The 14,497-nt window shown below is 38.0% G+C and carries 15 protein-coding genes; 5 read left to right on the forward strand and 10 right to left on the reverse strand.

The window, feature by feature from the left end; all coding sequences use genetic code 11:
- The first annotated feature begins 135 nt into the window (after positions 1-135).
- Positions 136-867 (forward strand): hypothetical protein, encoded by a 732-nt coding sequence (locus M5E07_RS07230; RefSeq protein WP_116760936.1) that lies wholly within the window; start codon positions 136-138, stop codon positions 865-867.
- Positions 868-897: 30 nt separating this feature from the next.
- Here the strand turns inward: M5E07_RS07230 and thiM are convergent, their stop codons facing one another.
- From thiM to M5E07_RS07250, 4 genes are all read right to left on the reverse strand, one after another.
- Positions 898-1,767 (reverse strand): hydroxyethylthiazole kinase, encoded by an 870-nt coding sequence (gene thiM, locus M5E07_RS07235; protein WP_434087797.1) that lies wholly within the window; start codon positions 1,765-1,767, stop codon positions 898-900.
- Between the two features lie 12 nt (positions 1,768-1,779).
- On the reverse strand, positions 1,780-2,937 hold the full coding sequence (locus tag M5E07_RS07240) for a hypothetical protein (protein WP_252223390.1): 1,158 nt from the start codon (positions 2,935-2,937) through the stop codon (positions 1,780-1,782).
- 163 nt (positions 2,938-3,100) lie between these two features.
- The gene (locus M5E07_RS07245) at positions 3,101-3,364 is read right to left on the reverse strand and encodes a hypothetical protein (protein ID WP_252223392.1); all 264 of its coding nucleotides are present in this window, start codon (positions 3,362-3,364) and stop codon (positions 3,101-3,103) included.
- A gap of 164 nt (positions 3,365-3,528) precedes the next feature.
- Positions 3,529-3,972: a hypothetical protein gene (locus M5E07_RS07250; protein WP_252223394.1), complete on the reverse strand. Its 444-nt coding sequence runs from the start codon at positions 3,970-3,972 to the stop codon at positions 3,529-3,531.
- Positions 3,973-4,170: 198 nt separating this feature from the next.
- Between M5E07_RS07250 and pepN the strand changes: the two genes are divergently transcribed.
- The gene (gene pepN / locus M5E07_RS07255) at positions 4,171-6,780 is read left to right on the forward strand and encodes an aminopeptidase N (protein ID WP_252223395.1); all 2,610 of its coding nucleotides are present in this window, start codon (positions 4,171-4,173) and stop codon (positions 6,778-6,780) included.
- Positions 6,781-7,066: 286 nt separating this feature from the next.
- On the opposite strand, the gene M5E07_RS07260 is transcribed toward pepN, so the two are convergent.
- Positions 7,067-7,510, reverse strand: a complete 444-nt coding sequence (locus tag M5E07_RS07260; RefSeq protein WP_252223397.1) for a universal stress protein — start codon at positions 7,508-7,510, stop codon at positions 7,067-7,069.
- A gap of 121 nt (positions 7,511-7,631) precedes the next feature.
- The gene (locus M5E07_RS07265; protein ID WP_116760923.1) at positions 7,632-8,075 is read right to left on the reverse strand and encodes a universal stress protein; all 444 of its coding nucleotides are present in this window, start codon (positions 8,073-8,075) and stop codon (positions 7,632-7,634) included.
- A 317-nt stretch (positions 8,076-8,392) separates the two neighbouring features.
- Between M5E07_RS07265 and M5E07_RS07270 the strand changes: the two genes are divergently transcribed.
- Both M5E07_RS07270 and M5E07_RS07275 read left to right on the forward strand, forming a co-directional pair.
- The gene (locus M5E07_RS07270) at positions 8,393-9,400 is read left to right on the forward strand and encodes an alpha/beta hydrolase (protein ID WP_252223398.1); all 1,008 of its coding nucleotides are present in this window, start codon (positions 8,393-8,395) and stop codon (positions 9,398-9,400) included.
- Positions 9,401-9,470: 70 nt separating this feature from the next.
- Positions 9,471-9,815 (forward strand): DMT family transporter, encoded by a 345-nt coding sequence (locus M5E07_RS07275; protein ID WP_116760919.1) that lies wholly within the window; start codon positions 9,471-9,473, stop codon positions 9,813-9,815.
- A gap of 57 nt (positions 9,816-9,872) precedes the next feature.
- Here the strand turns inward: M5E07_RS07275 and M5E07_RS07280 are convergent, their stop codons facing one another.
- From M5E07_RS07280 to aceR, 4 genes are all read right to left on the reverse strand, one after another.
- Positions 9,873-11,045 carry a benzoate/H(+) symporter BenE family transporter gene (locus tag M5E07_RS07280; RefSeq protein WP_252223400.1) on the reverse strand — a complete coding sequence of 391 codons (1,173 nt, stop codon included), beginning with the start codon at positions 11,043-11,045 and terminating at the stop codon, positions 9,873-9,875.
- Positions 11,046-11,185: 140 nt separating this feature from the next.
- A complete protein-coding gene (gene leuE, locus M5E07_RS07285) occupies positions 11,186-11,839 on the reverse strand; it encodes a leucine efflux protein LeuE (protein WP_116760915.1) in 654 nt (217 codons plus the stop codon).
- 78 nt (positions 11,840-11,917) lie between these two features.
- Positions 11,918-12,904, reverse strand: coding sequence for a transaldolase (tal, locus tag M5E07_RS07290; RefSeq protein WP_252223402.1), 987 nt, complete (start codon positions 12,902-12,904; stop codon positions 11,918-11,920).
- An 87-nt stretch (positions 12,905-12,991) separates the two neighbouring features.
- Complete coding sequence (gene aceR / locus M5E07_RS07295) at positions 12,992-13,882, reverse strand: HTH-type transcriptional regulator AceR (protein WP_116760911.1); 891 nt, start codon at positions 13,880-13,882, stop codon at positions 12,992-12,994.
- Positions 13,883-14,015: 133 nt separating this feature from the next.
- Between aceR and aceI the strand changes: the two genes are divergently transcribed.
- The gene (gene aceI / locus M5E07_RS07300; protein WP_116760909.1) at positions 14,016-14,444 is read left to right on the forward strand and encodes a chlorhexidine efflux PACE transporter AceI; all 429 of its coding nucleotides are present in this window, start codon (positions 14,016-14,018) and stop codon (positions 14,442-14,444) included.
- Positions 14,445-14,497 lie beyond the last annotated feature (53 nt).

The following is a 14,497-nucleotide window of genomic DNA, read 5'->3' on the forward strand; positions in this document are numbered from 1 at the left end:
TTGCAATTGATTGATTTAAAAGATGAATAATCGTCTTTTAACTATACGTATAAGCCTTAATTACCTAATTTAGGGGATGTCAGACAGAATCATCTAGGATTAGAATAATGAGGTCTATTCAACTCGGACGGAGTTATGAATATTTCTGAAACAATAACAGATTATAAGAAGTTATTACCTGAACATCAGAACCAATATCTAGAACAACTTTTAGCATTTGACCGTATGATTTTTCCTGATACCTGTAAGCAAGAATTGCATGATTTTATGCATGATTCTGATGCGATATCGGTGCAAGTAGTCGAGTATTTTGATGGCGTTCGTTTAATTGGGTATAACAGTATTCTTATATTAAAACTGAGTATCCGTGAAAAGAATATTTTTGTGGCGAATTCTCGCGGGTCATTTTTACCCAACTATCAGCGCGCCAACAAAACCATTAATTCGGTCATTAAAGTGGCAATACAACATAGTATCAAACATCCACTTCTTCCCTTGTGGATTGTCATGACCTTAATGCAACCTAAAGCTTATGCTTTACTTGCATCTTGTGCACAGAATTTTTATCCACGTATTGATATGGATACACCTCAGGACTACCTTGAAATACTTAAATTAATTGCATTGAGAAAATCTGATGTGCAAAAACGTGGGGAAGATATTTATGTACATCCTCGAGTAATCCCTGAAACAGCCTTAGATGAATCGATTCATATTCATGAACAGGCTAATCAACATATCGATTTCTTTATGCAACACACACCAGATTTCTTTGATGGAATGGGCATGGTGTGTGTGAGTAAACTCAATACCAAAATGTTGACAGAAGCTGCAATATTGAGTGCGATTGAACGTGCGGTAAGCTAAGCGAATCAGCGTTACAGGAGACTCACTTTCTTAACGATTGATGATTTTCACATCCGCATATTCGTGCAATAGCTCTGCGTTAATACGATCTAAAGCATCTAAGAAAGCCACATTAAATGAACCTACAGTTTGTGCTGTTTGGTATGCTAATTGTCCTGCTACAGCAAAATGCACATGTGCGGCCAAAGTGGCAGTCGTAACATCGGTTACAGCACAATAAGCTGCAATTAAAGCACCAAGCGCACAACCGGTTGCAGTCACACGTGGTTGTAAAAAGCTACCGCCATTCACTTGAATGACGCTGTTCAATTCTTTAGAAAGAATAAAATCGGATTCTCCTGAAATCGCAATACACTCAGCATGGTCTAACAAAGCCCAAGCTTGTACATAGACTTCAGCACTATCCAGTGTGCTATCTACCCCTTTACCTGCAACCTGATTACCCGCCAGTCCACTTATTTCAGAAGCATTCCCTCGAATCACTGTAGGTTGATATTGCAACAATTCATTGGTCATTTCCGAGCGCCAAGATAAAATGTTGCCATAACCGACGGGGTCAAGTATCCAAGGAATAGAAGCTTGATGCGCGGTATTGGCAGAAATTTGCATTGCCTGCATTTGTTCCGTTGTTGGTGTACCTAAATTAATACTGAGTGCACTACTAATACGAGTGAAACTTTCTGCTTCAAAGGGGTTATCAATCATGGCGGGGGAAGCGCCACAGGCAAGTAGAACATTGGCTACATAATTGGCTGCGACACTATTGGTAATACATTGCACTAAAGGTTGAGTTGCACGAAGTTGGGTATGCGCTTCAACAATTTTTTGTAGTAATGGTGCAGTTTGATCCACTAGATTATCCTGAAGGTCAATTATGGGTTGGTTTGAAAGTATAGACATGATGTTCACCATTCACCGTGTGAAATAGTGGTCCTGATGCTTACAACGTCGACAAAATAATGACACATATTCTTCGGCATCATAGTCAACGGCTAAGTCGTTAGAACCACAATACATACAGCGTTTGACTGAATAAAAGTTTAAACGCGGTTCAATTTTCTTCCACGAACGCCACCCAGGTTGAAAGAAAATACGTTCATCATAACCAAGAAACTTAAAAAATAGGATTTCACTCATTTTACTGAGGGGCATAGTTGGTAAACGAGGAAGTGTAGATGTTTCCCATTTTTCTGCGAGAGATCGTTCTCGATACTGCTGAACAGTTTTTTTGAGTAAGTTGGTATTAATGAAGTTCTCATTGCGTGGCTTAAGCGCTTTTTGTTCATGTAGATATTCTAATGCAGTTTGGATGAGATAATAAATCTGACCCACCGCGAGAGTATCCATTAAACGATAACAAAAGGTTTGAAAGCTCTGATTCCCTGCAATTTGAACCCCCCAAGATTTGCAGTAATATTGCATGAACTGAACGATTTCTTGATATAAGATCAAATACAGCGTGTTTTTAACTTCGTCAGCGTCTTTAAATGGGATACCGAGTTTTAAATTTTCGTAAAACCAATGTCTGAGTTGTTGGGTAATACTGAATAAACTCGGTTCTGTATAACCTTCTAGACGAACATTGACATAATATTCATGCGCTTCTTCTGCGAAATCTTTGGCAATTAAAATTTGGTCTTTTAACAGTTGCTTGAGCAAGGTACTTTGAAAATAATAATTGGGGGTAATGGGCTGATATTTAATTTTTTCCCAGTGAATAAATTCGTCATGTGCTGAATATTCCTGAATCTGATTATCCAGAATACTGAGTAAAAACAGTTTGTGTAGAAAGCTAAGTTGGCGCAGTTCTAGCTCTACAATCTCTTTCTTTTTGAGTTTACGTTGTTCTTGCAGTCGCGTTTCTTGCAGTAGCTTTTTACGTTTTGAAGCACAACTGTCACAGTGGCAAGTGAATTTATCCGACTGAAATACCCGATGCGCACAGTGACTACATTCATGGAATTGCACATCTTGATCATATTGTTCTGCTTCTATCCAATACATTGCTGCCTGACAAAGCGGACAAGTTGTGCTTTCATCCAGTTGTTTTTGCAGAATTTGGAGCAGCATGGTTAGTCATCGAATAATTGAATCAGTGTTTAAGATTATACACCGTTTAGGTATTGTTCAGAGTTGAACTGTTAAGCATTTATGCAAAGCTTTGCTGATGTTTTGCAAATAAAAAGAGCTACTGCTTCGAGTAGCTCTTTATTCGTTAGCGGTTAGAAAGAATTTAATAGGCTGCTGGGCAAGGCAGGGTTTCGTCATCTTCTCCGAGTTGTTTGGCATAAATTAAAGCTTTCACTTTTTTGGAAGGAATTTTTTTGCTTCCTAATGCATCATATTGATTTAAAACGCTGCTGACTTCTTGCGCTTGTATTGGAATACCTTCGCAACACATAAATGTGGCAATCACTTTATGATCGATGCCTGCTGCGTGTAAGCTTTGCATGACTTTAATATTTTCCGTACGAATCAAATGTTCTTTGATATACATCTTGCACCTCGTTTTTATTTTGCTGATTTTTATAGTGCGCTTTGCACATCTATTTACAAGCAAAAAACGTGCACAAATTGTAGTCAGTTTGAAAGATAAGTCATAAAAATGTCACCCGCACCAGTGATACGAAACGGTGTGTAACTGAAATAGGGACGTATGCGCTAAATACACTGTAATTTACGGGCTATGAGTGTCTGATTCACTTTTTGTTTTTGTTCATCTGCTAGATAATTTTGATAAGTTGTTATAGCACCTGATTGCTTCGCAGTATAGATCACGGCATAAATCCGTGCACCTTGCAGAATAATTTCATATTGTCCTGTATTGCGTTGGGAATTACGTTCGTTGAAAAAAAGGTGCTGTTCATAGGGACGATCTTCTGCCATTTCAATATTTTCAGTTTTTATATAATGCAAAGAAATGGGTTTTAAATAAGGAAAATACATCAGTTTTATTGTTTGCTCATTTTGAACTGGGGCAACCAAAACAAAATGATGTTGTTGATCCGACCCCAAACATTCTATGTATTCAATAGTTGGCGCGGCAATTGCAACGGATGCAAAACTTGACAAGATGATGCCGTAAATCAGGTGTTGTATTTTCATTTTTAGCCGACATACTCATAGAGGAGGAATAAAGCGTATAAATAAAATACATCTCCTTAAAATTATGCGCAATCATGATTGAAATGCAGAAAATAAACACCCATATTGAATGATAAACAAGGGCAAAGATACTTGTACTGTGGTGAATGATTTTACGCAATGCAAAAGTCAATGCTAAAAAGACAAATAGGAAATGATATGAACATTGCGGCAAACCCAGTGGTAGAAGCAGATCAAACTGTATATTTAAAAGACTATCAAAAACCTGTATTTCTGGTTGATTCGATCAATTTAGATATTCAGGTGTATGCAGAACACACACAAGTGGATGCCAATTTGGTCATGAAACGCCAAACTGAAGGTGATTTGGTCTTATTGGGGCGTGATTTAGAGCTGAAGTCTATAAGCTTAAATGGTCAGGTTTTAAATGTGAGCGATTACACTTTAGATAGTGAGCAGCTTGTTATTCATAATGCACCAAATGAAGTCATTTTAGAAACATCGGTGATCATTCATCCCGAATCAAATACGCAACTTGAAGGCTTATACCAAGCAGCATCAGATTTGTATGTAACGCAAAATGAACCAGAAGGTTTCCGTAAAATTACATTCTATCCAGACCGTCCTGATGTTTTAGGGGTATTTACGACACGCGTAGAAGCCGATAAAAAATATCCAGTGCTTTTGGCCAATGGTAATTTGCTTGAAACAGGTTTAGTTGGTGAAGATCGCCATTTTGCGATTTGGCAAGATCCAACCAAAAAACCAAGCTATCTTTTTGCTTGTGTGATTGGTGATTTGGCTGTTTTAAAAGATCGATACACGACTTCTGAAGGACGTGATGTGGCTTTGGAAATTTATGCTGAAGAAAAAGATATTCCAAAATGCCATATTGCGATGGAAGCCTTAAAACATTCCATGCGTTGGGATGAAGAACACTACGGTCGTCCATATGATCTAGACAATTACATGATTGTTGCCACCAGTGCTTTCAACATGGGCGCAATGGAAAATAAAGGTTTAAATATCTTTAATACCTCATGTGTACTGGCTGATGAAGAATACACGACCGACGCTGCAATTATGCGTGTGCAATCGGTGATTGCACATGAATACTTCCATAACTGGACAGGTAACCGTATTACTTGCCGTGACTGGTTCCAATTATGTCTAAAAGAAGGCTTAACGGTTTTCCGTGATCAATCTTTTTCGGAAGACTTACAATCGGCAGCCGTGCAACGTATTGATGATGTCGCTGTACTCAAAGCACATCAATTTCCAGAAGATTCGGGCCCATTGTCTCATCCACCGCGTCCTGACCATTTTGTGGAAATTAATAACTTTTACACAGCTACTGTATATGAGAAAGGAGCTGAAATTAACCGCATGATGGCGACCTTATTAGGAAAAGAAAAATTCCGTAAAGGTACAGATGAATATTTCCGCCGTCACGATGGTCAAGCTGTAACAGTTGAAGATTGGGTTGCGGCATTAACTGCGGGTTCAGGTGTTGATTTGTCAAATTTCCTGACTTGGTACAATCAACCAGGCACGCCAAAACTTGAAGCGACAGGTGAGTATGATGCAGTGGCACAAACCTATCGTTTGAGTTTTAAGCAAAGCCTTAAAGCCCATGCGAAATACCCGAACTTAAAAGCAGTTCCAATTCCTGTTGCACTGGCATTATTTAATGCGGAAACAGGTGAACAATACACGCTGCAATCTGAAGCATTATTTGAAAATGGCGTCAAAGATGGTGTGTATTTATTCGATCAAGAACAAGCTAGCATTGTCTTTACGGGTGTAACAGCGAAACCAGTCGTGTCTTTATTACGTAATTTCTCTGCACCCGTAAATCTTGAATTTAACTATTCAGATGAAGAGTTGGCGTTCTTGCTTCAATATGAAACCAACGGCTTTAACCAATGGCAGGCAACACAAACCTTGTTAGAGCGTGTTTTATTGAATGATCATGATGCAGCAATTTATGTTCAAGCCATTAAAAATACGTTGCCAGCGCTTGTAGAAAAAGATCCTTTACTGGCTTCACGTTTGTTTGATGTTCCGAGCGAAGGTTACTTGGGCAGTCGTATTGACGAAAACTATAATCCTGCCGTAATTCAAGAAAAGCGTAATGCATTGTTAAATACCTTGGCACGTGAATTAGGTCAATTCTGTAAAGAAACATACTTAGCTTTAGACCCTGATTTGCAGAAAGATTTTTCACAGGCAATGGGTGTGCGGGCATTGAAAAATATCATGTTGATGATGTTGGCACGTCAAGGCGATGTGGAAGCATTTGATTTGGCATATAGCCAATACACCAACACACGTAATATGTCAGAGCGTTTAGGGGCCTTGCGTGTTTTAGTGTGGAATGATGCGCTGCAAGCCTCTGTAGCACTGGAAGACTTCTATGCACGCTTTAAAGATGAAGCACTTTCGCTTGACCAATGGTTTACGGTGCAAGCGTCACATCCAAATGCAACAGTAGAAAGTATTCAAACTTTGATTAATCATCCAGATTATGATTTGGGAGTACCAAACCGAATTCGTGCTGTGAGCGGTGGTTTAAATAGCAACCCTGTAAATACATGGAGCTTTGGTGTTGAGCATTTTGTAGATTTGGCCAAGTATTTAGATGAAAAGAATCCAATTTTAGGTTCACGTTTATTACAGGTTTTATCTCGTTGGTATACTTTAGCCGAACCACAACGTTCTGATGTATTGGCATCTTTAGAAGCTTTAAAGCCGCAAGTCAAATCTAAAAACGTGGTGGAAACTTTAAATAGTATGCTGAGTATCTGATAAAAAGTTTTCTAAACTTTAAGTATGTTCGGGCTATTTTTCAGTCATGGGAAATAGCCTTTTTATTGGTTTCATTGAAGGCTAAACAAGCAAAATTGAAACTAAAATTGTGTAGGGGAAGGTGTACGGATTTACGTCTGAGGGCATTTACAGATCAAGTGCCTGAAGATGTAATGGCCCGTGCGATTTAAATTAATCAGTAATATATTGATTTTTAGTTGTGTAAGTTTACATTCTGCCGAATAGATACATAAAAAATCCCTCGACGCAGAGGGATTTTTTAACTTTAGACTTTTACAATCAGAACTGGAATAGGGGATTGTGTAAGTACAGCTTGTGCAACACTACCAAGCATCATCTTTTTGAAGCCAGTACGACCATGTGAGCCCATAATGATTAAGTCTGCACTGACTTCATCTGCAATTTGGATAATGCCATCCGCAACAGAAACACCACGGATGACTTTAGTATCGACCTCAATTTCATCCCGAACGAAGGATTGCTTAATATCTGCTAAACGCTTTTGGGCATTTTCTTCCGCTTGCATAAAATAATCTGTAATTGCTGGGGCAACTTTATAAAAGTCTACGCCGACAAAAGGGTCGACAGCCACGACACACATGACTGTTACGCGACAATTCAGGAGTTTTGCTAAAGAAAGTGCTTGCTCAACAGCAGTATATGAGATTGGGGATTCATCGACAGGTACTAAAATATGTTGATAAGTCATGAGAGCACACCTTCGATCATTATTATAAAAACTTGGCTTTGTATATTGGAGGAATTGAAAAGCACCTACGAAAGATACTTCAATGAGCACCCACCTAAAAGTAGGTGCTGAATTTTTGGACTTATTCTTTCACAATTAAAACAGGTAAATGTGTACCGCGGAGCACATCTTGCGCGAAGCTACCGAGTAAAAATTTTTGGAAGCCTTTACGACCATGTGAACCCATAACAATTAAGTCAGATTTTTTTTCTTCGGCAGTTTGAACCACGCCTTCCGCAGAAACTTGCCCTTTAATGATTTGAGTTGTTGGTTCGACACCTTCAGCCTGAGCAAATACAATCGCTTCTTTTAGGGCTTTTTCAGCATTCGCATAAGCTTGTACAAAGTATTCTTTCATAATTGCAGAAGAATAATAAAAGTCGACTTCTGTAAAAGGATCTTCTGCAACAAGGCTAATCAAAGTTAATTCGCTGCCAAATGCTTTCGCAATAATCGCGGCTTGTTTAACTGCGGAGAATGAAATTGCAGAGCCGTCTACTGGAACTAAAATATGTTGGTAAGACATCGGATTTACTCCTATTGTTTATCATTATTGCTACTTATTTATAGATAGCACATAGTCCGATTGTGATCAATTTATAAAGTGAAAAAACAGCGTAAATTCATTCTATTAATTAGAAATTTTTAATCTTTCTCGATACTTCCTAAAAGTTAAAAAGTTGAGTGTTTTTATCAGATTTATCATTGAAGCCTTAATCAAAATAGAAAGGTTTTTTCATTTTTTATGAGAGAGCTTTGTTTTTTCGCTAAAATACGCCTGTTGAAAAAGATTCTTTAAAACACATCATCATGAAAATATTTAAAAAAACTGTGGAATTACTTATGTATAAAAAGACAATTTTTATCATTTTAAGCTGTATTTTGGCGCTGTTAACAGCATGCCAAAATACTCAAAAAAGTAGCAAAGTTATTGCGCGAAGTTTTAACACGGCCACAGAAATACAGAAAAGAATGTTGGATAAACATGCACCTAAAAATGTATTGATTCATTCAAATATTGAATATTCCAGAAATCCAAAATTAGGACTTGATCTATATCAACCTGAAAATATCGAAGAACTGGGCTTAAGACCGACAATTATCTGGATTCATGGTGGGGGATGGATTTCTGGTTCCAAAGAAAATGCTCGCGGGTACTTTAAATTACTTGCTGCACAAGGTTTTAATGTTGTATCAGTCGAGTACCAATTCGCTCCTCAAGTGATTTATCCTAATCAGTTATTGCAAATCAATCGAGCACTTAAGTTTATTGGTAAACATGCTGAAGATTACCATATTGATGCGAATCAACTTTATATGGCAGGTGATTCCGCAGGTGCTAATTTAGCAAGCCATTATGCAGCGTTACTTACAAATCCTCAATTTGCGCGAGAATCAGATTTTGTACCTTCAATACAACCGCAACAGTTGAAAGGATTGATTCTGCATTGTGGTATTTACGATATGGCATCTTTTGTGGCTACAGCACCTGATGAACGTAAAATTGTAGAATGGGGCATTTATAGCCTGGTTAAGGCATACACAGGGGAGCGTAAGGACGATGCCGCTTTCTTAAATGAAATATCACCAATAAAGCATCTAACTGCAAACTACCCTCCAGTATTTATTAGCGGTGGTCATAAGGACTTTTTAACAGCGACTCAATCTGTTCCTTTTGTTGCCGCATTAAAGCAGCAGAAGATACCAGTAACTGCTGTGTTTTATCCTGAGAGTAAAGAGCCATTAATTCATGAGTATCAGTTCCTTATGGGCTTAAAAGCCAGTCAGCAAACGTTTGATCAAACCATTTCTTTTGTACAAAAAATCAGTGATTTGGATTCTGAATTATAGAAAAATCATATAATGAGCAATTATGAACTGTTAAGCTGCATCCAGAAAATTAGGAGAGGTGAAGTAGAGTATGAATGCACTGATATTGGCTTATGCCATGTTGGCTTTGGCAATTGTTTCCGAAGTGACTGGCTCCGCATTTTTAGTAAAATCTGAGGGTTTTACAAAATTAGGACCAAGCCTGTTGGTGGTTGTGTTTTATGTCATTTCTTTTTATTTATTATCCCAAGTGATCAAAACTATTCCCCTAGGAATTGCTTACGCAATTTGGGGTGGTGTGGGTATTGTATTAACTGCTTTGATCGGATTTTTTGTATTTAAACAAATTTTAGATTTACCTGCTTTAATTGGAATTGCCATGATTGTTGGTGGAGTAATTGTAATGAATGTCTTCTCAAACTCGATTGGACATTGATACGAAATGATATAAAAAAAGCATACAGAATTTGTATGCTTTTTTATTTGGTAGTGCTTATTTTTTGATGTTCAATTTCATAATAAATGCAACGGCAAAACCGAACAGTAGTCCCCAAAATGCAGAACCAATGCCAAAAAATTGAACGCCTGAAGCACTAAATAAAAAAGTCATCAATGCAGCTTCACGATCGGAAACATCGTGAAAAGCCAGAGCTATGTTGTGACTAATGGTTCCAAATAACGCAATTCCTGCTAAAGCCACAATAAAAATATGTGGAAAAGACATTAAAAGGCTAGTGAGTGTTGCGGCAAATAACCCCATTAACACATAGAAGAAACCGCAACTAATTCCTGCAATATAGCGCTTACTTGGGTCTGGATGTACTTGATCGTCTAAGCTCACTGCTGCACTAATGGCTGCAATATTGACACTATAACAACCAAAAGGTGCCAGTACCGTTTGAATGAGTCCTGTGCCACCAATTAATTGATTTACATGAGGTTGATAGCCATAACTTTTAATCATGGCAATGCCGGGTAAATATTGCGAGGCCATGTTAATCACAAACAGGGGAAGTGCAAGACCTAAAATTGCAGACCAAGTAAAGTCAGGTGTCATCCAGACAGGTTGAGCCATACTCCATGTAACAGTAGGGGTATGAAAGTCCAAAAATACAGGGCATAAGGCTATCGCTGCAATCACGGTTAATACAATGCTGTAGCGTGGAGTCAGTTTTTTTGCAACGATATAAACTGCTAATAAGGATAGAATAAATCCCCAATCAGTTTTAAGGCTAGCAAAAAGTTCGATGCCGAATTTTAACAGTACGCCGGCTAACATCGCGCTGGTCAGATTTTGTGGAATAAGCGTTAGAATTTTTTCAAAAATGCCTAAATAACCTAAAACCGCAGTAATTAAACCACAAACCAGAAAAGCACCGATGGCTTCGTTTAAGCTATAACCACTGCCTGTAGCAATAATTAGCGCTAGACCTGCGGTAGACCACGCAGTAGACACTGGGTATTTCAGTTTCCAAGACAGAAACATGCCCACCAAACCAATACCAAGCCCTAAAGCCCAAAACCACGAGGTAATTTGCTCAGTGTTTGCACCTAAAATTTGAGCTGCTTGAATGACCAATACTGCAGAAACACTGATCCCAATTAAAAACGTGATGAAACCAGCGAAAACTGCGGGAATAGAAAAATCTTGAATGAGTTTTTGCATGTATCCGTACTTATTCTATTTTGACCAAAGGTTTAAATATAAGTCTTGCATCATACGCTTAAGCTATATTTTGGAAAAGTGAATATCTGAAAATTAAACGATATTTCACGTTTTAACGATATTTATCGAAATTTATTCAACTATAGTGTTGAAAATGCCAATTTCATGCCAAAGCCTAAAAAAGCAAATCCAACGATTGCTACAGCAACTGAAGTAAGGCGATAACGCTGATTGAAAAATGCTGCAAAACGTACGCCAGAGAAAATCAGAATACTTAAATAAAGCATACTAATGATCTGTAAAATAACCGACATCAGGGTAAAGCTAATCGCAGGGTATGAATAGTTCGGATCGACAAATTGTACGAAGAAAGACAGATAAAACAAAATCGCTTTAGGATTAAGAATACTAATTGTTAGTGCAGTACGATAGGGTTGAGCATCTTTATAAGTGGTGATTGTGTTTGAGCTTTCTAATGCTTGAGCAGTCGTCCCTTTCCAAGTTCGTATACTTGCAATGATGAGTCGGCTACCCAAGTAGGATAAATAAGCTGCACCGACTACTTTTAGAATGGTAAATAGCCATGGAAAACTATGTAATAAAGAAGCAGCACCGAAAATGGTGCAAAGAATTAAAATGAGATCGCCAGTAAAAACGCCTAAAGCCGCAAGATAGCCTATACGTGTTCCAAAACGCGATGCAATGGACATGACATATAACGAATTTGGACCAGGAAGAATAACAATTAAAATTGTTCCAATAATATAGGTACTGAGATCCGTAATGCCAAACACAATATACTCATTATAAAAAGCCCATTTTGCTATTGTAACAAAATGAGCTTAAGCTTTGCGCACTTATGGTACGGAATTTTAAGCTTGAATTTCAGCATCAAAACCGAATGATTGACGTAATAAGGTACTGAGTTGTTCACGTGCTTTAATAAAGCCATCAATACCGCCTTGCAGCAATTGGAATGCCATTAGATCGTGTTCTAAATGGTCTTTGAACGTCGCTTTATCAAGAATGACTGCTTGTTCGGAACTACTTGGAATTTGGTTTGGATCGAGCTGAAGTTGTACTTCACGTGTATCGAGTTCTAAGTCAGCCAATAAACTAGGTGATACGGTTAATAAGTCACAGCCTGCCAAACCTAGGACTTGATCGGTGCTACGAAAACTTGCACCCATAATTTCAGTTTGAATGTGGTGCTGTTTGTAATATTGATAAATTTGCTTCACAGAAAGTACGCCAGGATCCTTCTCAATAGGATAGTTTTGTACATTTTCAGCTTTTTTGTACCAATCCAAAATACGCCCAACAAATGGAGAAATTAAAGTCACTTTAGCATCAGCACAGGCTTGGGCTTGATGTAAACCAAACAGTAGTGTGAGGTTACAGTGAATCCCTTCAGCTTCAAGCACACGAGCAGCTTGAATGCCTTCCCACGTAGACGCGATTTTGATCAGAATTCTGTTTTGATCAATACCATAAGCTTTATAAAGTGCTAAAAGTTCTTTAGCTTTGGCGATGGTTGCTTCGGTGTCATAAGATAATGAGGCATCCACTTCCGTTGAAACTCGACCATCAATGAGTTTAAGAATTTCTACACCAAATTTTACGGTCAGAATATCAATGGTACGTTCAATTAATTCATCAGAAGTATAGCCTTCTTGTTTTGCTTGATCATATGCAGCTTCAATTAAAACTTTATTTTCTGGTTGATTGGCTGCCGCTGTGATTAAAGAAGGGTTGGTCGTTGCATCGAGCGGACGAAATTTTTCAATTGCCGCTAAGTCACTGCTATCAGCAACGATGGTTGTCATCTTTTTTAATTGGTTTAACGCATTCTGTGTCATTGAGATCTATTTCTTAAAAGTTGTACCCGTCATTAAGTTATACCACAAACTTTGTCTGACCCAAGCAAAATCAGGGTTCTAGGTGAGCTAATTCGTATTTTTTTTGCTGTTTCTAATATGATCAATCAAAAAACGAGCAGCCGCACCCAGTTGACTTTCTCGGCTCCAAACTAAATCGACAAAATATTCAAATTTGGGTGAAAAATCTTGAAAACTCAGGATTTTTAATTGTTGTTGCAATGATGGATTTTCATTCAGCATTTCATAAGGAAGTACGCCCCAACCTAAGTTCTGTAAAATCATGGCACATGAGGAGTGATGATTATCCGTGCGCCAATAATTTTTAGAAAAAAGCAATTCAGGCTTTAAACTTCGGTCGCGACTTGCAACAACAATTTGTCGATTTTGCAGTAATTGTTCATAACTTATTTTTTCATGTTGGGCGAGAGGATGTTGTTTTGCTGCCACAGCAATAAGCGTTTCTCTCTTTAATTCTACAAATTGTTCGCCACTTTGTAATTGTTCGCGTTCAAACATCAATGCTAATTGTGCAGATTGATCGAGCAACATTTGCAATGCATCTTCTTGCGGTGCCGAAAAAATGTTGATTTGTAGTTCAGGAAAGCGTTGTTCTAGTAGCAGAATGTAGTCAGTCCAATGGGTATGGAGTAATTCGGAAACCACCACAATGTTCAAACTCGATTCTAGACCTCCAGCTAAGGCAAAGGCATGTTGTTTCCATTGATTCATTTCAATGAGAAGCTGTTGAGTTTTCTCATATAAAGTCATGGCTTGTGCAGTTGCAATCGGTTCACGCCCTTGACGGGTGAAAAGCGTGAGATCCAGATCAATTTCAAGATTCGCAATAGACATACTAATGGCGGAAGGGACTTTACCAAGTTTTCTTGCAGCCGCAGAAAAAGAACCTGTTTCTATCACAGTCTGAAAAATAATCAGTTGATCTTGGTTAATATTCATTGGCGTATTTTTTGCTTTAGTTACTAAAAAAAGTTTTAAGATAGACCTTTCAATAAAACTGAAAGAATCTAACTCGATTAATCAATATAATAAAAATAAAATAGCAAACATCAAAGACAAAGAGTAGTTTTAAATGTTGATTTCCAAGAGAAGGATTGTTCATGCGTTGAGCTATGAGATCATCCTGTTGGTCATCATTGCCATCGCATTAAGTTTTATTTTTAATATGCCAATGGAAGTTACAGGAAGCCTAGGAATTGTTATGGCGGTCACTTCTGTATTTTGGAACATAATTTTTAATCATTTTTTTGAAAAATTTGAGCAACGCCGTAAATTGCAACGTACTGTTGGTGTTCGTATTATGCATGCGATTGGATTCGAAGGTGGTTTGATGTTAGCCACTATTCCAATGGTGGCGTATGCAATGGACATGACCATCTGGCAAGCCATATTATTGGATCTGAGTTTGACCATGTGTATTTTGGTATATACCTTTATTTTCCAATGGTGTTATGACCATATCGAAATGCGATTAGGATATTCTCCTGTTCAGCAGTCCTAAGAAGTAAAAAAGCCACAAATGAGTGGCTTTTTTTATGCGTAGGTGTTGAATCG

Source organism: Acinetobacter tibetensis, assembly GCF_023824315.1.
Lineage (GTDB): Bacteria > Pseudomonadota > Gammaproteobacteria > Pseudomonadales > Moraxellaceae > Acinetobacter > Acinetobacter tibetensis.

Coding starts and splice junctions, on each gene's coding strand:
- M5E07_RS07260 (WP_252223397.1), bottom strand. CDS start 7,510: ATGACTTATCAACATATTTTAGTACCTGTCGATGAATCCCCAATCTCA.
- M5E07_RS07240 (WP_252223390.1), bottom strand. CDS start 2,937: ATGCTGCTCCAAATTCTGCAAAAACAACTGGATGAAAGCACAACTTGT.
- M5E07_RS07250 (WP_252223394.1), bottom strand. CDS start 3,972: ATGAAAATACAACACCTGATTTACGGCATCATCTTGTCAAGTTTTGCA.
- M5E07_RS07275 (WP_116760919.1), top strand. CDS start 9,471: ATGAATGCACTGATATTGGCTTATGCCATGTTGGCTTTGGCAATTGTT.
- M5E07_RS07270 (WP_252223398.1), top strand. CDS start 8,393: ATGTATAAAAAGACAATTTTTATCATTTTAAGCTGTATTTTGGCGCTG.
- thiM (WP_434087797.1), bottom strand. CDS start 1,767: ATGTCTATACTTTCAAACCAACCCATAATTGACCTTCAGGATAATCTA.
- M5E07_RS07230 (WP_116760936.1), top strand. CDS start 136: ATGAATATTTCTGAAACAATAACAGATTATAAGAAGTTATTACCTGAA.
- aceR (WP_116760911.1), bottom strand. CDS start 13,882: ATGAATATTAACCAAGATCAACTGATTATTTTTCAGACTGTGATAGAA.
- pepN (WP_252223395.1), top strand. CDS start 4,171: ATGAACATTGCGGCAAACCCAGTGGTAGAAGCAGATCAAACTGTATAT.
- M5E07_RS07245 (WP_252223392.1), bottom strand. CDS start 3,364: ATGTATATCAAAGAACATTTGATTCGTACGGAAAATATTAAAGTCATG.
- M5E07_RS07265 (WP_116760923.1), bottom strand. CDS start 8,075: ATGTCTTACCAACATATTTTAGTTCCAGTAGACGGCTCTGCAATTTCA.
- tal (WP_252223402.1), bottom strand. CDS start 12,904: ATGACACAGAATGCGTTAAACCAATTAAAAAAGATGACAACCATCGTT.
- M5E07_RS07280 (WP_252223400.1), bottom strand. CDS start 11,045: ATGCAAAAACTCATTCAAGATTTTTCTATTCCCGCAGTTTTCGCTGGT.
- aceI (WP_116760909.1), top strand. CDS start 14,016: ATGTTGATTTCCAAGAGAAGGATTGTTCATGCGTTGAGCTATGAGATC.